The 16,579-nt window shown below is 68.2% G+C and carries 17 protein-coding genes and 1 tRNA gene; 7 read left to right on the plus strand and 11 right to left on the minus strand.

From position 1 onward, the window contains the following. Positions 1 to 2 precede the first annotated feature (2 nt). Together KHC23_RS12345 and KHC23_RS12350 are read left to right on the plus strand one after the other, a co-directional pair. Complete coding sequence (locus KHC23_RS12345; RefSeq protein ID WP_213372890.1) at positions 3 to 2,117, plus strand: tape measure protein; 2,115 nt, start codon at positions 3 to 5, stop codon at positions 2,115 to 2,117. Next, positions 2,114 to 2,344, plus strand: a complete 231-nt coding sequence (locus tag KHC23_RS12350) for a hypothetical protein (RefSeq protein WP_213372892.1) — start codon at positions 2,114 to 2,116, stop codon at positions 2,342 to 2,344. Before KHC23_RS12345 ends, KHC23_RS12350 begins: the two co-directional genes overlap by 4 nt. On the opposite strand, the gene KHC23_RS12355 is transcribed toward KHC23_RS12350, so the two are convergent. Next, a complete protein-coding gene (locus tag KHC23_RS12355) occupies positions 2,341 to 2,529 on the minus strand; it encodes a hypothetical protein (RefSeq protein ID WP_213372894.1) in 189 nt (62 codons plus the stop codon). The two genes, KHC23_RS12350 and KHC23_RS12355, sit on opposite strands and share 4 nt — an antisense overlap. Positions 2,530 to 2,617: 88 nt before the next feature. Between KHC23_RS12355 and KHC23_RS12360 the strand changes: the two genes are divergently transcribed. Further along, complete coding sequence (locus KHC23_RS12360) at positions 2,618 to 3,169, plus strand: hypothetical protein (protein ID WP_213372896.1); 552 nt, start codon at positions 2,618 to 2,620, stop codon at positions 3,167 to 3,169. Further along, on the plus strand, positions 3,162 to 3,434 hold the full coding sequence (locus tag KHC23_RS12365; protein WP_213372898.1) for a hypothetical protein: 273 nt from the start codon (positions 3,162 to 3,164) through the stop codon (positions 3,432 to 3,434). Before KHC23_RS12360 ends, KHC23_RS12365 begins: the two co-directional genes overlap by 8 nt. Positions 3,435 to 3,658: 224 nt before the next feature. On the opposite strand, the gene KHC23_RS12370 is transcribed toward KHC23_RS12365, so the two are convergent. The 3 genes from KHC23_RS12370 to KHC23_RS12380 form a co-directional block, all read right to left on the minus strand. Continuing rightward, positions 3,659 to 3,748 (minus strand) — tRNA-Ser (locus tag KHC23_RS12370). Positions 3,749 to 3,910: 162 nt separating this feature from the next. Continuing rightward, positions 3,911 to 4,675: a hypothetical protein gene (locus KHC23_RS12375; RefSeq protein ID WP_246544526.1), complete on the minus strand. Its 765-nt coding sequence runs from the start codon at positions 4,673 to 4,675 to the stop codon at positions 3,911 to 3,913. 210 nt (positions 4,676 to 4,885) lie between these two features. Beyond that, entirely contained in the window at positions 4,886 to 5,161 is a 276-nt protein-coding gene (locus tag KHC23_RS12380) for a hypothetical protein (protein ID WP_213372900.1), read from the minus strand. 561 nt (positions 5,162 to 5,722) lie between these two features. On the opposite strand from KHC23_RS12380, the gene KHC23_RS12385 reads away from it, so the two are divergent. From KHC23_RS12385 to rimO, 3 genes are all read left to right on the plus strand, one after another. Beyond that, positions 5,723 to 6,292, plus strand: a complete 570-nt coding sequence (locus KHC23_RS12385) for a hypothetical protein (RefSeq protein ID WP_213372902.1) — start codon at positions 5,723 to 5,725, stop codon at positions 6,290 to 6,292. Positions 6,293 to 6,456: 164 nt separating this feature from the next. Then, positions 6,457 to 6,786, plus strand: coding sequence for a heme-degrading protein HmuQ (gene hmuQ / locus KHC23_RS12390; RefSeq protein WP_213372904.1), 330 nt, complete (start codon positions 6,457 to 6,459; stop codon positions 6,784 to 6,786). Positions 6,787 to 6,899: 113 nt separating this feature from the next. Then, positions 6,900 to 8,258 (plus strand): 30S ribosomal protein S12 methylthiotransferase RimO, encoded by a 1,359-nt coding sequence (gene rimO, locus KHC23_RS12395; RefSeq protein WP_213373234.1) that lies wholly within the window; start codon positions 6,900 to 6,902, stop codon positions 8,256 to 8,258. Positions 8,259 to 8,283: 25 nt separating this feature from the next. Here rimO and KHC23_RS12400 read toward each other — a convergent pair whose 3' ends face one another. From KHC23_RS12400 to KHC23_RS12430, 7 genes are all read right to left on the minus strand, one after another. Continuing rightward, complete coding sequence (locus KHC23_RS12400; protein WP_213372906.1) at positions 8,284 to 9,048, minus strand: bestrophin-like domain; 765 nt, start codon at positions 9,046 to 9,048, stop codon at positions 8,284 to 8,286. 16 nt (positions 9,049 to 9,064) lie between these two features. Continuing rightward, positions 9,065 to 10,282, minus strand: a complete 1,218-nt coding sequence (locus KHC23_RS12405) for an ArgE/DapE family deacylase (RefSeq protein WP_213372908.1) — start codon at positions 10,280 to 10,282, stop codon at positions 9,065 to 9,067. Next, positions 10,279 to 11,559, minus strand: coding sequence for an allantoate amidohydrolase (locus tag KHC23_RS12410; RefSeq protein ID WP_213372910.1), 1,281 nt, complete (start codon positions 11,557 to 11,559; stop codon positions 10,279 to 10,281). Before KHC23_RS12410 ends, KHC23_RS12405 begins: the two co-directional genes overlap by 4 nt. 125 nt (positions 11,560 to 11,684) lie before the next feature. Beyond that, complete coding sequence (locus KHC23_RS12415; RefSeq protein WP_213372912.1) at positions 11,685 to 12,770, minus strand: BMP family ABC transporter substrate-binding protein; 1,086 nt, start codon at positions 12,768 to 12,770, stop codon at positions 11,685 to 11,687. A 101-nt stretch (positions 12,771 to 12,871) separates the two neighbouring features. Continuing rightward, positions 12,872 to 13,795, minus strand: coding sequence for an ABC transporter permease (locus tag KHC23_RS12420; RefSeq protein WP_213372914.1), 924 nt, complete (start codon positions 13,793 to 13,795; stop codon positions 12,872 to 12,874). After that, positions 13,788 to 14,864 carry an ABC transporter permease gene (locus KHC23_RS12425; protein WP_213372916.1) on the minus strand — a complete coding sequence of 359 codons (1,077 nt, stop codon included), beginning with the start codon at positions 14,862 to 14,864 and terminating at the stop codon, positions 13,788 to 13,790. The genes KHC23_RS12420 and KHC23_RS12425 overlap by 8 nt, the downstream gene beginning before the upstream one ends. Beyond that, a complete protein-coding gene (locus KHC23_RS12430; protein WP_213372918.1) occupies positions 14,854 to 16,404 on the minus strand; it encodes an ABC transporter ATP-binding protein in 1,551 nt (516 codons plus the stop codon). The genes KHC23_RS12425 and KHC23_RS12430 overlap by 11 nt, the downstream gene beginning before the upstream one ends. Positions 16,405 to 16,579 lie beyond the last annotated feature (175 nt).

Here is a 16,579-nt window from a genome sequence, read left to right on the forward strand (position 1 = left end):
TCATGGCGACCGATAGAGAAGGGCTGCAAGTCGTCCTCGAAGGCCGGATTACCGACCTTGAAAAGAAGATGGCGCGTGCTGACGGCGTCACGACGCGAACCTACAACAAGATGTCTCAAGGCGCCGCGCGGACGAGCCTCAGCATCAACAAGAGCATGGGGCAGATTGCCGAGCGCACGGGCGCTTCATTCGCGGCGTTCGGGCGTTCGGCGGCGGCCGGCATCGCGGCGGCTCTCTCGGTGCAGTCGATCGCGCGCGCGGCGGCAGCATATACCGACCTCACCAACAAGCTGAAGGTAACGGGCCTGCAAGGCGATGCGCTCGCCGGCACGTTCCGCGACCTGTTTGAGATCGCCCAGCGCAACGGGACCGCCATAGAGCCGCTGGTGACGCTCTATTCCCGCCTCTCGCAGGCGCAGGCCGAGCTTGGCGTGTCCGGCGAGGAACTGACGCGATTCACTGAGGGCATCGCGGTCGCGCTCCGCGCCGGCAGCGCCGACGCGCAGGAGGCATCGGGGGCGCTGCTGCAGTTGGGGCAGGCCCTCGGCGGCAGCGTCGTCAGAGCCGAAGAATTCAACTCGCTGTTGGAAGGCACGCCGACTGTCCTTCAGACCGTGGCGACGGGCCTGGAAGAGGCCGGCGGCTCGGTGTCGAAGCTGCGCAACCTTGTCCTTGCCGGCAAGGTGTCGAGCGAGGCGTTTTTCCGCGCGTTCCTCGCCGGCATGCCGCAACTCGAACAAAAGGCGGCGAAGGCCACCGGCACCGTCTCGCAGGGCATGACGCGCGTCAGCAATGCCCTTATCGCGGTGGTGGGCGAGCTGGACAAGACCACGGGCGCCAGCGAGGCGGCGGCGACAAACCTCTCGAACGTCGGCAAGGCCATCGAGGGGCTTCCCGGCTACATCAACACGGCAGTGGCCGGGCTGAAGACGCTGCGAACCTATCTCTCCGACTTCGGCAACCTGCCGATTTGGCGTCGGATCGGCGAGGCCATCGGCGTGGACTATTCCGCCGAGGGAATGGCGGGCTACGGAATCACGAAGCCCCAGGCAGCGCAGAGGGCCGGATCGAGCCGCGGGGGCGGTACCACGATGGCACGGACGGGCGTGAGCACCGTTTCCATCGCCGACGCGCCCGTGACCGGCGACAAGGCCACCAGGGAGCGCTTGAACGACTATCAGCGGCTGACGGCGGCAATCGGGGAGCGCAGGGACGCCATCAATGCCGAGACGGCGGCGCAGGCCGGCCTGAACCCTCTGGTGAACGATTACGGTTTCGCGCTGGAGAAGGCCCGCGCGCAATACGACCTCATGCAGGCGGCGACCGAGGCCGGGCTGAAAATCACGCCGACGCTTCAGGCGCAGATTGACGCGCTGGCGACCTCCTACGCCGATGCGTCGGTGGCCGCCGGACAACTCGCCGAGGAACAGGGGAAGCTGCAGCAGTCGGCCGCCGAGTTCAACGACCTCGGCCGCGATGTGCTCGGCGGGTTCATTAGCGACATGCAGCGGGGCGTGTCGGCGGCGCAGGCGCTGGAGGGCGCGCTGGGGAAGGTTGCCGACAAGCTGCTCGACATGGCCCTGAACGCCATTTTCCCGAGCACCGGCGGCGCCGGGCTCTTCTCGTCCCTGTTCGGCGGCGCACCGACCGGGCTCGCCTCCGGCGGTCCTGTCCGCGCCGCCACCGGCGGGCGCATCAGCGGGCCCGGCACCGGCACCTCTGACAGCATTCCGGCGCGGCTTTCCAATGGCGAGTATGTCGTAAACGCCGACGCGACCCGGAAGAACCGGGCGCTGTTGGACGCCATCAACAACGGTGTCGTGCGGCACCTCGCAGACGGTGGAGCGGTGGTGCCGAGGCTCCCGGACTTCCGCCCGGCGGTGCAGCACGGTGCCCGCGCGAGCGGTGGCGGGATTGTCGTCCACAACAACGTGCAGACCTTGCCCGGCACAACGGCAGACACGCGCACGAGTATAGGTGCGGACGGTTCCCTCAACATCATGACGAAGATCCGCCAAATCGCCCGAGAGGAAGCGCTGAACCAGTTGAGCCCCGGAAGCAGGGGCGGGCAAATGCTGCAACAGCATTGGGGCGTTCGCCGGAGTGACCTGGCATGAGCGCCGGGACCGACCTCCACGAAATGCTCGCCGACCGGCTGATGGGGCGCGCGGCGAGCACCTTGGAGACGATGGGCGTTGGACACGAGGCCATCGCGAGGGCGTGCCTTCTGGTGGCCGTCGCCGCCATGGCGCGTGGCGAGAGCATCGAGGCCGGCCGGGTGATGCTGGAGAACGTGCTTGCCGGCTACAACGCCAGCATGGGCACGGACGAGGCGCGGCACTAGCGGCCGGCCAGCCATTCCTTGAGGATCATCCGCAGCGCCTCGGGGCGGCTGGGGATAGGCCGCTGATCGGCCCGCCACGCATCCAGCTTTGCCACGAGATCGGGCTGGAGCCGCACGAGCACCGGTTCGCCGGTTTGCGAAGGTCGCTTGCGTGATTTCGCGATATCATCAGTTGAATTGCTCATGATCGCGTGATATCACGGAAGCGCCGGGCGGGGAAGAGGCGGCAACCTCAATCCAGCCCTAACCACAAACCGAAATGGAGCTTCGGCCATGGCTAACCTCGCCCATAGCACAGACTGCTGCGCTTCTCCGCGCCCCGCTGAAGGCACATCGGCTGAAACCGCAGCTGATCCCGTCCTCGCTGCTGTCCTGGCCTATCGGGAGGAAGAGAGCCGCATCAGTGCCCTTCCGGACCCGGAGATTGACGATGTGCCAATGCCAGCATGGGAGCGGCTGGAAAAGGGCCAGCGTCTGCCGGCCGCCACGACGCGCGATGGTGCTGTCGAGGCCCTGCGTACGGCTGCTGAATTTCATAGTCACTCGACAAGTCGTTTCTTCGTGGCGAACCTGATGCAGGCGGCGCTTGGGTTTCTTGATGGCAGGGCAACGCCAGAGGCTCGGATCGACGCCGCGCTCGCCGAGATCAAGGCGGCACTCGCCGAACTGTACCCCCGCCATTTTCTCACCGGCCACGCGAGCCTGCGGGTGAGCACCGGCGCCGTCGTCGCCGGCGCCTATCCCGAGGAAGGGTACGAGGCGCGGCTGCACTTCCATGCCGACAACCTCGCGGCGCTTGTCGCAAAGGGAGGCACCCATGTCTGAAGAATGCCCCGTCTATTTCCCAACGAAAAACACCGGCATGGACGACCTGCACCATTCCCGGAATCTCCTGGTATGCGCGGTGGCAGCCATTTCTGCGATGCAGGATCATCACGTGCCTGTCGACCTCGACAGCCTGCGGTACCTACTCGACGACTCCCTTGCCTATCTGGAGGGCGCCGTCCCGTGGGCCGAGCGCCTAGATCGCGAAGAGACCGACATCGCATATGGTCGCCTCGTTCCTACCCAACAGGCGAAAGGGAAATGAGCCGGCACGTCCCCGAGATTTGCCAGAGGCCAGCCCGGCGGCCCTTCCCGCTCTGTCGGCGGCTTCTGGCGATTGGCCTATGCAGAGTCGCCCGTGTCTACGCGAACGTGGCGGGCGCCCTAATGCGGGGTGGATAGGCCAGATTTCGCCTTGTGGGCGTGCTTGTGGGTGCGTGGACATTGATCAGAAAAACACAAGTAAATACAGTGCGCTAGGGCGTGAAATGGCGGAAGGGGTGGGATTCGAACCCACGGTGGGCTTGCACCCACGGCGGTTTTCAAGACCGCTGCCTTAAACCACTCGGCCACCCTTCCGGACGATCGGCCGCGCGCGGGCGGCCGGCCTTGCCTGTTCGGCGACGGCGGCGCCGGCCATTGCCCCGCACCGCCGTCGGCGGTCTGCTTTAGGGTGTCGGGGACGAGCCCGTCAACCGTCCGCGCAGCGGCGAGCGGGACCATGGAGGCGGGCGCGCGCCCTCATCCGCCCTGGCCGGGGAGAGTGGGCCAGCTTGGCAGGGTCCATCCCGGAACGCTCCAGCCCGGCGTCGTCCACATCTTCGGCAGCGTGGCTGGCGAGGGGGCCCGGGGTGGCGACGCGGGCGGGGCCGGCGCCCGGACCTGGGGAGCGGGCTTCGCGCCCGGACCGCGGGGCGCCGGTTCCCTCCCCTGTTCCTTCGCCTGCGCCCTTCCCCGCCAGCCGGCCATCCAGCGGGCGGTTTCCTGCAGGATGAGATTTTCGACCGCCGGGTGGGTCGGCAGCTGGGCATGGTTGCGAAAGCGCGCGCCGGCGTCCCAGGCGCTGATGTTCTGCGCGCCGCGCACCCGGCTGAAGCCGGGTCCGGCGATGTTGATGCAGCGCGGAACGGTGCAGGCCGGCGGCGCCGGCGCGGCGTCGATGGTGATCACCAGCGGCGGCTTATATCCCGCCCGCGCCAGCTCGGTGGCATAGCGCAGCGCCGTCTCGCCGCCCATTGAGTGGCCGATGATCACGTCCGGCACGAGGCCCTTGGTCTTCAGCATCAGATGCGAATCGGTGCGGGTGCGGAAGCCCTGCCGGGCCAGCGGCCGGGTCAGTGCCGACACGCCGATATAGTCGCTCTCGACATAGACCCCGAGCCCGTCGAGCAGCAGGACGAGCGGCGGCTGCACCGGGGTGGACGGCGCCTCCTGCGCGGCTTCGACAGGGGGCGGCGGCGGGGTCGGGACGACCGCCGGGCCGGCCTGCGCAGGCGGCGGAGACATCAGCGTCACGAGGCCAGCCATGAGCCCGGCCAGGGCGAAAGACACAGGATTCAATGCGGTTGCTCGACGTGAAGAAGGCGCTCTCCCCGCCAAACGCTTAGCGCAACCGCGCGCTCTCCGCCATCGGCTTTGGAACGGACGGGACGAGCGGGGAGCGCAAGGGCACCCCCGCCCGGTCGGATTCGAGGCGTCGGCCTTGGCAACGGGCGCTCAGGCGGCCCGGCTCCAGTGGTGCGCGTCGTTACGCAGGTGGCAGGCGTCGGTCCAGGTGGCGAACGCCACCCAGGCATCGTTCTTCTGCTGCGGCAGGCGGGCGGACTCCATCTGGGTCAGCAGCATCTCGGCGAAACGGCCGAGTCGGTCGTTGCGCAGCGAGCGGATGAGGCCGATGGCGCCGTCGAGCGAGTCGATGGCGATATCCTCCTGGCCGATCAGCACGTGCAGCGGTTCGGGTCGAAAGGCGGGTCCTTCAACGATGTTGGTCATGTGGAACCTCCCTGTCTCGGCGTTGGATGCCCGTTTCGGGCTTGGCCGCGTCCTCTGCGGGCGAGAGATCATAGGCTGCTGAATTTGGCACCGGAATGACGCAGTCAAGAAGTATCTGGGCACGTTTTCGGGCGCACAGGGCGATTTTGGGCCGCTCGGGGCGACAAATCTCCGTGAAGTCTTGATGTCCACCATGAAGAATACGGAACATCGTACATGGAATGTGGCATCCCAGACGGCGGTTCCAGTCTTGGCGGGCGCCTGCGGAAAGATCCGATGCTTAGAACGGGCGCCGTAACGTGCTTTTTCCCCTGGGTCATGCGCAACAACCTCGATTGCGGCGCCGCTCTTCGTCTCACCGCGCGGACCGGGTATCTATTGTTTTCGCGCGAAGAGATATAGTACATAATATACTATGAACTGATCGAATATTTCGCACATGCGAATATTTGAAATTGCTATTGCTGCCCTGCAGCGTCTAATACCTCTTGCGCTGCCATCATTACATCATGCTACGGTAGCACCGGACGGCAGAAGACCGTCCATGAGGAGGAAACGCCAATGAACATTCACAGCAGGCTCGTCGCATTCGCTGCGGCGGCGAGCATTCTCGGTGCCGTGCCGGCCTTCGCCCAGGAAGAGCCCGCGCATGTGAAGCCGGCGACGGCCTATGTGCAGCAGAATCTGCAGCCCTGGCTCAGCGACCCGGTGGTCATTGCCGCCGTTGTCGAGGCCAACAAGAAGCACAAGCGGCTGATGCAGGAAGACATCATCGCGCTGGACAAGGCCTGGGTTGCCAAGGACCCGGCGGTGGTTGATCCCGTCCGCAAGAACGAGCTGTCGGAATTCCTGATCCAGAAGCGGGATGCCTCCGGCGGCGTGGTCACCGAAGTCTTCGTGATGGACAATCGGGGCCTCAATGTCGGCCAGACCGACGGTACCTCGGACCTGTGGCAGGGCGACGAGGCGAAGTGGCAGAAGACCTACGGCGTCGGCCCGGGCGCCATCTTCGTCGACAAGGTCGAGGAAGACGGGGGCAAGAAGATCGCCCAGGTCAGCGCCGTCATTGTCGACAAGGACGTGGCCATCGGCGCCGTCACTTTCGGCATCGACGTCGACAAGCTGAAGTAAGCCCTGAATCAGGCCCTGTCCCGGCCGTGTCTCTCCGGGATATTGGCGGGCGGCGCGAGCCGCCCCTTTTTTTGTCCGCCGCGGTGCCGACGCCGCCGCGCCGCATCGACCTCGGCGACGGCTTGGGCTAAGTCTGCTGCGCCGGGCCAATGAAGGAGTGCGCCATGTTTCTCGCGATGAATCGCTTCAAGGTGAAGCTCGGGTCGGAGGCCGATTTCGAAACCGTCTGGCGCGAGCGCGACAGCCATCTCCGCACCGTTCCCGGCTTCAAGTCGTTTCATCTGCTGCGCGGCCCCACCAAGGACGACCACACGCTGTACGCCTCGCATTCGCAATGGGCGTCGCGGGCGGATTTCGAGGCCTGGACGCGCTCGGAGGCGTTCCGCAAGGCGCATGGCAGCACCGGCGCCAACAAGCCGCTCTATCTCGGCCACCCCGAAGTCGAGCTGTTCGAGAGCGTCCTGCATCAGGCAATGGACGGCGAGGCCGCCTGAGCGCGGGCTCACAAGCGGGCGAGGCGCGGCAGCTCCGCGCCCGGCGCAGTTGACGGACGGGGCGGCGTGCCGTAACCGCTCGCGATCCTGAAATGCCGGGTGCCCTTCCGATCATGGCCGACATCGCGTCCTCCGACGCCTTCTCCTCCGCGCGCGCCGACGCGCCGCGCATCTCCTTCGTGTCGCTCGGGTGCCCCAAGGCGCTGGTCGACAGCGAGCGGATCATCACCAGCCTGCGCTCGGAAGGCTATGAGCTGTCGCGCCACCACGAAGGCGCCGACCTCGTCATCGTCAACACCTGCGGCTTCCTCGACAGCGCCAAGGCCGAGAGCCTCGCCGCCATCGGCGACGCGCTGAAGGAAAATGGCCGGGTCATCGTCACCGGCTGCATGGGCGCCGAGCCCGAGCAGATTCGCGACGTGCATCCCGGCGTGCTCGCCGTCACCGGGCCGCAGCAATATGAGAGCGTGCTGGCCGCCGTGCATCAGGCGGTGCCGCCGCAGCACGACCCGTTTCTCGATCTGGTACCGGCCCAGGGCATCAAGCTCACCCCGCGCCACTATGCGTACCTAAAGATTTCAGAGGGTTGCAACAATCGTTGCACCTTCTGCATCATCCCTAAGCTGCGCGGCGACCTGGTCAGCCGGCCGGCGGCGGAGGTGTTGCGCGAGGCCGAGCGGCTGGTCGCGGCCGGGGTGAAGGAACTGCTCGTCATCTCGCAGGACACCTCGGCCTATGGCGTCGACCTGAAATACGCGCCGAGCCGGTGGAAGGACCGCGAGGTGCGCACCCGCTTCTTCGATCTCGCCCGCGAACTCGGCGGCCTCGGGGCGTGGGTGCGCATGCACTATGTCTACCCCTACCCCCATGTCGACGAGGTGATCGGGCTGATGTCGGAAGGGGTGATCCTTCCCTATCTCGACATCCCCTTCCAGCACGCCTCGCCGAGCGTGCTGAAGCGCATGAAGCGCCCGGCGGCGCAGGAGAAGACGCTGGCGCGCATCCAGGCCTGGCGTGCCATCTGCCCGGAGCTGACCCTGCGCTCCACCTTCATCGTCGGCTTTCCCGGCGAGACCGACGCCGAGTTCGAGGAACTGCTCGCCTTCCTCGAAGAAGCCGGGCTCGACCGCGTCGGCTGCTTCAAATACGAGCCGGTCGCCGGCGCGCCCGCCAATGATCTCGGTGCGGCGGTTGCCGACGAGGTCAAGGACGAGCGCTGGAAGCGCTTCATGGAAGTGCAGCAGCGGGTCAGCGCCCGGCGCCTCAAGCACAAGGTCGGCACCCGCCAGCAGGTGATCATCGACAGTGTCGGGCCGACGGTGGCGGTCGGGCGCTCGAAGGCGGACGCGCCGGAGATCGACGGCGTCGTCCATGTCGCGGCGCGGCGTCCGCTGCGCGTCGGCGAGATCGTCACGGTGAAGATCGAGCGCGCCGACGCCTACGACCTGCACGGCACGGCGGTCGGCTACTGAAGCCCGGCCGCTGCGAGGCGCCGCGCTATTCCAGCACCCGCCGCAACTGGTCGGACGGAACGATGCTCTCGTCCACGGTCGGCCACGCCAGCAGGACCGTGTAGGCAAGCGTCATCGAGAAGGCGATGGCGAAGGTCGATAGGCCGATCATGAGCTGGTAGCGCTTGCCGACATGCAGCGCCGCCAGGCCGATCAGCGACAGCAGGCCGAGCACCATCACCACGACCCAGCGATGCGGTGCGAGATCGGCGTGGAGGATGAAATAGCGGTCCGTCCGCAGCCGGCGCAGATCGAGCTGGCTGGCGAGCATCACGTTGCGGATATGAATCGGCACCGTGGCATCCGCCTCGGCCGAGGCGATCGCGTCCGCCAGCCCGTCAAAGGCCGTGGAGACGTCCAGGTGCGGGCGGACCCAGCCCTCATCCCATTCGCGCAGCGAGAGCGCGCGCGCATAGGCGCCCACCGCGTCGTCGATCGGCTGGCAGGAAGGCCCGCACACCCGGGCGACGTCCAGCATGGCGTCGAGCTTCTGCACCTCCTGCAGCACGGTCTGGGCATAGCGGTTCTCGCGGCTCCAGATATCGCTCACCATGAAGGCGAGGAACAGCGCGAAGGGCAGGGTCAGGGCGCCGAGATAGGAGGTCTGGAGATCGCGCGGGACGAACACCGCGACCAGGCGTGGGCGCATCGCCACCCAGTAGCAGAGCCACCCCGCCAGCAGCGGAATGGTCGCGACGAACAGCACGAAAAGCGGGAAATAGTCGCTGACGAACACCCGGCTCCAGCTCACGCGGCCCGCTCCCCGCTCACGGCTTCAGCAGGTCGCGCAAAGTGGCCTCGATCACCTGCGTCGCCGCCTTGAGGTCGCTGATGCGCACATGCTCGTCCGCCGCATGGGCGTTGGCTTCCAGGATGGAGCGCGGCCCGGCGCCATAGAGCACGGTCGGCACGCCGGCCGCGGTGTAGTGGCGGGCATCGGTGTAGAGCGGCACCGCCGTCGCCGGAGGGATCTCCCCCAGCACCTCGCCGGCGTGCTTCTGGATCGTCTCGACCAGCCGCTCGGTTCCCGGCAGCGTGCGCAGCGGCTCGGCGAGGATGATGCGGCGGCATTCGATCTCGATGCCCGGCAATCCCTCGACCGCCGCTTCGACCAGAGCGCTCAATTCGGCTTCGACGCTCAGCCCGTCCTCTTCCGGCGTCAGTCGGCGGTCGACGCGCATCACGATGCGGTCGGGCACGACATTGGTGTTGATGCCGCCGGAGATGAGGCCGACGGTGATCTTGGGCGAGCCGATGCCCGGCGTCGCGCTGGTGATGCCGTTGAGGCGCCGGCGCTCGGCATAGATCGCGGCGAGAATGGCGGTGGCGGCCTCCAGCGCGTCGGCGCCGGTCTCCGGCATCGCCGCGTGGGCCTGCTTGCCGCGCACCACGATCTCCAGATGCAGGGCGCCATTATGGGCGATCACCACGGCATAGGAGAAGCCGGCGGAAATGGCGTAGTCGGGCTTGCTGATCTCGTGCTCCAGCAGCCAGCGCGGCCCGACGAAGCCGCCCGCTTCCTCGTCATAGGTGAAATGCAGCTCGACCGTGCCGTCGAGCCCTTCCGGCCGTTCCTTCAGCGCCAGCAGCGCGAAGGCATAGGTGGCGAAGTCGGATTTGGACACGGCGGCGCCGCGGCCATAGATCGCCCCTCCCCGCTCCTCCGCGCCATAGGGATCATAGGTCCAGCCCTCGCCGGGCGGCACCACGTCGCCATGCGAGTTGAGCGCGATCACCGGCCCGCTGCCGGTACCGAAGCGCTCGCGCACGATGAGGTTGACCACCGATTTCATGCCATGGGCCAGCACGAAGGGCTCCGGCACCGCGTGGCGCTCGACCTCGAAGCCGAGTTCTTCCAGCAGTTGCCCCGTCACCTCGGCATGGGGCGCGCAGTCGCCCGGCGGGTTGTCGCTGGGCACGCGCACGAGCGCCTTCAGGAACTCGACCTCGCGCGCAAGCCTGTCATTGTCGCCGGAAGTGCTCACGTCAGTGCTCCGCTGGTGCCGCCGTCGCGTTGCGGCAGTTGGAAACGCTCGATGAAACGGATCAGCGCCGCAGCGGCCAGACCCATGTCCTCGGGCGAAGTATATTCCGCCGGGTTGTGGCTGATGCCGCCCCGGCAGCGAATGAACAGCATGCCGACCGGGCACAGCTTCGACATCGCCTGGCCGTCATGGCCGGCCCCGGAGGGCAGCGCGCGCGCGCGATGGCCGAGATCGGCGACGGCGTTGCCCAGCCGCAGCTGCAGGTCGCGGTAGCAGGGGACGGTTGCCACTTCGTGAAAGGCGGAGATGACGACGCCAAGGCGGCGATTGTCGGCGATGGCGTGCGCCTCGCGCTCGAAGCGCGTCAGCGCCTCGCGGCGCGACATGTCCGAGCCGGAGCGCAGGTCGACGGTGAACACCACGCGCGAGGGAATGACGTTGATCGAGCCGGGCTCGACATGCATCCGCCCGACCGTGGCCACCATGCCGTGCGGGTCCGAGCGGGCGATGCGCTCCACCGCCAGCGCCATCTCGGCGGCGCCGGCCAGCGCGTCGCGGCGCAGGCGCATCGGCACCGTTCCGGCATGGCCGGCCTCGCCGGTGACGGTGACCGACAGCCGCGAGGCGCCGGCGATGGCGGTGACGATGCCGAGCGGCTCGCCCTCGACCTCCAGCACCGGGCCCTGCTCGATATGCGCCTCGACATAGGCGATCACCCGCGAGGGATCATAGGCGGCGGCGGCAATGGCGTCCGGGTCCTTGCCATAGGCCCGCAGCGCCTCGGCAAGGCTCACCCCGTCGCCGTCCGTCGCGGCGAGGCTGGCGGGCGGAAACACCCCGGCGCAGGCGGCCGAGGAGGACAGCGTGGTGGGAAAGCGCGTGCCCTCCTCGTCGCCGAAGGCCAGCACGTCGACGCCATAGGGCGGCGCCAGCCCGGCCTGCGCCACCGCCCCGACGGCGAGGATGCCGAGGATCACGCCGAGCGCGCCGTCATATTTCCCGGCATTGGCGACAGTGTCGATATGCGAGCCGATCAGCAGGCGCGGCGCGTCCGGGCCGGCGGGGTGCCAATGGCCGCGCACCGTACCCAGCGCGTCCTCGCTCACCCCGAGGCCGGCTTCGGCCATCCAGCGGGCGACGAGATCGGCGGCGCGCCGGTGCTCCGGCGTCAGGAAGAACCGGGTCAGGTTGTCGGGCGCCGAGGAGATCCGGCCAAGTTCCTCGGTCATCGCCGCCGCGCGGGCTCCGAGGGCGGCGATATCCACGGGGATCGTCATCGGCTCGACACTGCGCCTCCGGCCAGAAGGGCCATTCCGTCCTGAAAGCGCCATCGCATATGGCGCCGCCTTTGGCAACGATGGTGGCGCGGTCCGCCGCCGCGCCACCGGTCACGCGCGGGGCATTACCGGCCGGGCACCTCGTCGTCGATGCCCTTCACGTACCAGTTCATCGACAGGATGGCCTTGTCGGGCAGTACCTCGCCTTCCTTCACCGCCAGCGTGCCGTCCTGCTTGTAGATCGGTCCCTTGAAGGGGTGAAGCGCGCCCGAGGTGATGGCCGCCTGCGTTTCCTCGGCCATCTTCTTCACCTCGTCGGGCATGTTGGTGTAGGGGGCCATCACCACCTCGCCGTCCTTCATGCCGCCCCAGGTGTCGGTCGATGTCCAGGTGCCGTCCAGCACCGCCTTGGTGCGTTCGATATAATAGGGCGCCCAGTCGTCGACGATGGCGGTGAGCTGCGAGTCGGGACCGAACTTGATCATGTCGGAAGCCTGGCCGAAGGCGAACACGTCGCGTCCTTCGGCGGCCTGCATGGCGGCGGGGCTGTCGGTGTGCTGGGCGATCACGTCGGCGCCCTGGTCGATCAGCGCCTTGGCCGCGTCGGCTTCCTTGGCCGGGTCGAACCAGGAATTCACCCAGACGATCTTGATCTTCATGTCCGGATTGACCGACTGCGCGCCCAGCATCATCGCGTTGATGCCGGAGACGACTTCCGGAATGGGGAAGGAGGCGATGTAGCCGATCGTCCCGGTCTTCGACATCCTGGCCGCGATCTGGCCGATGACATAGCGGCCCTCGTAGAACTTGGCCGCGTAGGTCGAGACGTTCTTGGCCCGCTTGAAGCCGGTGGCGTGCTCGAAGAACACGTCCGGATGGCGCTTGGCGACCTTCAGCGTCGGCTCCATGAAGCCGAACGAGGTGGTGAAGATCAGCTTGTTGCCGGCGCGGGCGAGCTGCTCGATCACCCGCTCGGCGTCCGGCCCCTCCGCGACATTCTCGACGAAGGTGGTCTCCACCCGGTCGCCGAATTCCTTCTCGACCGCCTTGCGGCCCTGGTCGTGCTGGTACGACCAGCCGAAATCGCCGACCGGCCCGACATAGACCCAGGCCGCCTTCAGCTTCTCGGCGGCCTGCGCCTCCGGCAGCCCAGGGCCGGCGAAAGCGAGGCCGGCGGCGAGGCCGACCGCCATGGCGAGAATCTTGCGCATGAACGTCTCCGCTCCATCATTCGCGGCCGGAATTGTCACAGGCGCACGCGGCCGCGTCATACGCCGGGAGGCCGCCATGGCGCGACCGATCCGTCGCCCGCTCAGCGGTCGGGCACGAAAGGCACGCCGAGCGAGGCGGGCGCCCCCTGCCCGTGCTTCAGCGCCGAAATGACCACCAGGGCGATGATCGTCGCCAGATAGGGCAGCGCCGAGAGCAACTGCGAGGGAATGCCGAGGCCGAAGCCCTGCACGTGCAGCTGCAAGATCGAGACCGCGCCGAACAGATAGGCACCGGCCAGCAGCCACAGCGGCCGCCAGGCGGAGAACACCACCAGCGCAAGCGCGATCCAGCCCCGGCCGGCGGTCATGTCGGAGGCCCAGAACGGGGTGTAGGCGAGCGACAGATGGGCGCCCGCCAGCCCGGCGCAGGCGCCGCCGAACATCACCGCCAGCGTGCGGATGCGGCGCACCGGATGGCCGAGCGCGTGCGCCGCCGCGTGGTTTTCGCCCACCGCGCGCAGCACCAGCCCGATCCGCGTGCGGGCCAGCACGTAGGCGACGGCGACGAGCAGGAAGATCGAGGCGTAGACGAAGGCGTCCTGCCCGAACAGCGCCCGGCCGACGATCGGCAGTTCGGTCAGCCCGGGAATGTGCAGCACCGGCGCGGCTTCGAGCTGGGTGCCGACGAAACCGGAGCCGATCAGGCCGGCAAGGCCGAGGCCGAGAATGGTCGTCGCCAGCCCGGAGGCGACCTGGTTGGTGGCCAGCCCGATGGCGAGGCCGGCGAACACCAGCGACAGCGTCACCCCCGCCAGCATCGCCGCCAGCGTGCCGAGCAGCAGGCTGCCCGAGCCATAGGCGGTGACGTAGCCGACCGCCGCGCCGACGATCATCATGCCCTCGACGCCGAGATTGAGCGTGCCGGCGCGCTCGGCCACCAATTCGCCGAGCGAGGCCAGCAGCAGCGTGGTCGCCGCCGCCACCACGCTGGCGAGGACCGCGCCGATGATCGCCGCGTCAAGCATGGCTGGCTCCTTCCACGCGCCGGATGCGGTAGCGCACCAGAATGTCGGCCGCCAGAATGGCGATCAGCAGCGTGCCCTGGAACACCCGCGTCACGTCGAACGGCATCCGCATGGTGATCTGCGCCGCCTCGCCGCCGATATAGGTCAGCGCCAGCACGAGGCTCGCCACCAGAATGCCCACCGGGTGCAGCCGGCCGAGCATCGCGGCGATGATCGCGGTGAAGCCGTAGCCGGGCGAGATGCTCGGCTGTAGCTGGCCGATCGGCCCCGCCACCTCGATGATGCCGGCCAGCCCCGCCAGCCCGCCGGAAACCGCGAACACGCCATAGGTGACGCGCCGCTCGTCGAAGCCGGCGAAGGCGGCGGCGCGCGGGGCCGAGCCGGCCAGTTCGATCGAGAAGCCGACCAGCGTGCGGCCGAGCACGAAGGTGGCGACCACCACCACGATCAGCGCGATGACGATGCCGCCATGCAGCCGCCCCTCGCCCGTCAGCAGCGGCATCAGCGCCACATCGTCGAAGGTGACGCTCTGGGGAAAGTTGAAGCCCTGCGGGTCGCGCCAGGGCCCGCGCACCAGATAGTCGAGCCCGAGCTGGGCGACATAGACCAGCATCAGGCTGGTCAGGATCTCGCTGGAGCCGAAGCGCACCCGCAGGAAGGCCGGAATCAGCCCCCACAGCGCGCCGCCAATGGCGCCCAGCACCAGCATGGCCGGCAGCACCCAGGGGCCGGCCCCGGTGCCGTTGGTCGCCAGCGCCAGCCAGGAGCCGAGCACGGCGCCGGCCACATACTGGCCCTCGGCGCCGATGTTCCAGCGGTTGGCGCGGTAGCAGAAGGCGAGCCCGACGCCGATCAGCACCAGCGGCGAGGCCTTCACCACCAGCTCCTGCAGCATGTAGGCGTCGCCCAGCGGCTCGATGAAATAGAGGGTGAAGGCGCGGATCGGGTCGTGGCCCAGCGCGATGAACATCACCGCGCCGACCACCAGCGTGACCAGCAGCGCCACCACCGGCGCCATCGCGTGCCGCAGCGCCGAGATGTTCTCCTGCCGTTCGAGCCTAAGCGGCATGGCTGCCCTCCCCGGCGGCGCGGTGGGCGCCGCCCATGGCAAGGCCGATCGCCTCGCGCGAGGTCTCTTCCACCGGCACCGGCTCGGTCAGGCGGCCCTCGCTCATGACCGCGATGCGGTCGGCGAATTCCAGCAATTCGTCGAGGTCCTGGCTGACCACCAGCACCGCGCAGCCCTCGGCGGCCCGCTGGCGCAGCGTGGTGCGGATGAAGGCGGCGGCCGACGCGTCGACGCCCCAGGTCGGCTGGTCGACCACGATCAGCACCGGGTCGCGCAGCACTTCGCGGCCGATGACGAATTTCTGCAGGTTGCCACCGGAAAGGCGGCGCGCCTTCGGGTCCTTGCCGCCGAAGCGCACGTCGAAACCCTTCACGATCTGCTTGAAGCGCGCGAAGAGCGGGGAGCGGCGGATGATGTCGGCGGTCACGATCTGGCCGTCGCCATGGGTGGTCAGCAGCACGTTGTCGGACAGGCACAGGTCGGGCGCGGCGGCATGGCCGAGCCGCTCTTCGGGCACGAAGCCGGCGCGCAGGGCCCGCCGCTCGGTCGGGCCGAACCCGCCGGCCGGCACCGTGGAGATGACGATGCTCTCACGGTCCTGCACCGTCCTCTCGCCCGACAGCACGTCGAACAGCGCGGTCTGGCCGTTGCCGGCGACCCCGGCGATGCCGACGATCTCGCCGGCGCGGATCTCCAGGTTGATGTCGTGCAGCGCGGAGCCGCGCGAGCCGTCGCCGGCCAGGTTGAGATGGCGCACCAGCAGGCGCGGTTCGCCGAGCGCATGGGTCGCGGCCCGCGGCGTGCGCGGCACGTCGGCGCCGACCATCAGCCGCGCCAGGCTGGCGAAGGATTCCTGCTGCGGGTCGACCTCGGCGATGAACCTGCCGCCGCGCAGCACCGTCGCCCGGTGGCAGAGCCGGCGCACCTCGTCGAGCTTGTGGCTGATGAACAGCACCGCCCGGCCCTCGGCCGTGAGCAGGTCGACGGTGCGGAACAGGTTCTCCGATTCGTCGGGGGTGAGCACCGAGGTCGGCTCGTCGAGGATGAGCACGCGCGGGTCGCCGAGCAGGCAGCGCACGATCTCGACCCGCTGGCGTTCGCCCACCGAAAGCTCGCCGACCCGGCGGTAGGGCTCGACCTCGAGCCCGTAGCGGTGCACGCAGGCGTCGATGCGCGCGGCGAGCACGGAAAGCGGCTGGTGGCCGGGCAGCCCGAGGGCGACGTTCTCCACCACGGTCATGGCGTCGAACAGCGCGAAATGCTGGAACACGACGCCCACGCCCCGGGCGCGGGAACTGGCCGGGTCGGGGAAGACGACCGGTACGCCCTCATAGAGCAGCTCGCCGGAATCGGGTTGCAGCAGGCCGCACAGCATCTTCACCAGCGTCGACTTGCCGGCCCCGTTTTCGCCGAGCAGCGCATGCGTCTCGCCGGCACGGATGGCGAGGCTGACGCGGTCATTGGCGACCAGCGAACCGAACCTCTTGGTCAGTTCGACCGCTTCGAGCAGCGATTTCGGCCGATGAGACGTTTCCCCCATGTCCCTGTCCATGCCGCTAGCCGCAAAACCGCCGGCGCCGGGCACCGCAACCGCGTATCTGCTGGGAAAGTCGCCGCGATTCAAGATTCATGCGCTGGATGCTGTGGGCTCGTTCTGTGGTGGCGGTACACCCGCAGCATGGCAGGACCGAACCGGGGAGCAAGCCTAAAGTCTG

Source organism: Ancylobacter dichloromethanicus, assembly GCF_018390645.1.
GTDB lineage: Bacteria > Pseudomonadota > Alphaproteobacteria > Rhizobiales > Xanthobacteraceae > Ancylobacter > Ancylobacter dichloromethanicus.

Bases quoted from the DNA above. Each gene is read 5' to 3' on its own strand.
- KHC23_RS12345 (WP_213372890.1), top strand. From the start codon at position 3: ATGGCGACCGATAGAGAAGGGCTGCAAGTCGTCCTCGAAGGCCGGATT.
- KHC23_RS12350 (WP_213372892.1), top strand. From the start codon at position 2,114: ATGAGCGCCGGGACCGACCTCCACGAAATGCTCGCCGACCGGCTGATG.
- KHC23_RS12355 (WP_213372894.1), bottom strand. From the start codon at position 2,529: ATGAGCAATTCAACTGATGATATCGCGAAATCACGCAAGCGACCTTCG.
- KHC23_RS12360 (WP_213372896.1), top strand. From the start codon at position 2,618: ATGGCTAACCTCGCCCATAGCACAGACTGCTGCGCTTCTCCGCGCCCC.
- KHC23_RS12365 (WP_213372898.1), top strand. From the start codon at position 3,162: ATGTCTGAAGAATGCCCCGTCTATTTCCCAACGAAAAACACCGGCATG.
- KHC23_RS12375 (WP_246544526.1), bottom strand. From the start codon at position 4,675: ATGTCTCCGCCGCCTGCGCAGGCCGGCCCGGCGGTCGTCCCGACCCCG.
- KHC23_RS12380 (WP_213372900.1), bottom strand. From the start codon at position 5,161: ATGACCAACATCGTTGAAGGACCCGCCTTTCGACCCGAACCGCTGCAC.
- KHC23_RS12385 (WP_213372902.1), top strand. From the start codon at position 5,723: ATGAACATTCACAGCAGGCTCGTCGCATTCGCTGCGGCGGCGAGCATT.
- hmuQ (WP_213372904.1), top strand. From the start codon at position 6,457: ATGTTTCTCGCGATGAATCGCTTCAAGGTGAAGCTCGGGTCGGAGGCC.
- rimO (WP_213373234.1), top strand. From the start codon at position 6,900: ATGGCCGACATCGCGTCCTCCGACGCCTTCTCCTCCGCGCGCGCCGAC.
- KHC23_RS12410 (WP_213372910.1), bottom strand. From the start codon at position 11,559: ATGACGATCCCCGTGGATATCGCCGCCCTCGGAGCCCGCGCGGCGGCG.
- KHC23_RS12415 (WP_213372912.1), bottom strand. From the start codon at position 12,770: ATGCGCAAGATTCTCGCCATGGCGGTCGGCCTCGCCGCCGGCCTCGCT.
- KHC23_RS12420 (WP_213372914.1), bottom strand. From the start codon at position 13,795: ATGCTTGACGCGGCGATCATCGGCGCGGTCCTCGCCAGCGTGGTGGCG.
- KHC23_RS12425 (WP_213372916.1), bottom strand. From the start codon at position 14,864: ATGCCGCTTAGGCTCGAACGGCAGGAGAACATCTCGGCGCTGCGGCAC.
- KHC23_RS12430 (WP_213372918.1), bottom strand. From the start codon at position 16,404: ATGGGGGAAACGTCTCATCGGCCGAAATCGCTGCTCGAAGCGGTCGAA.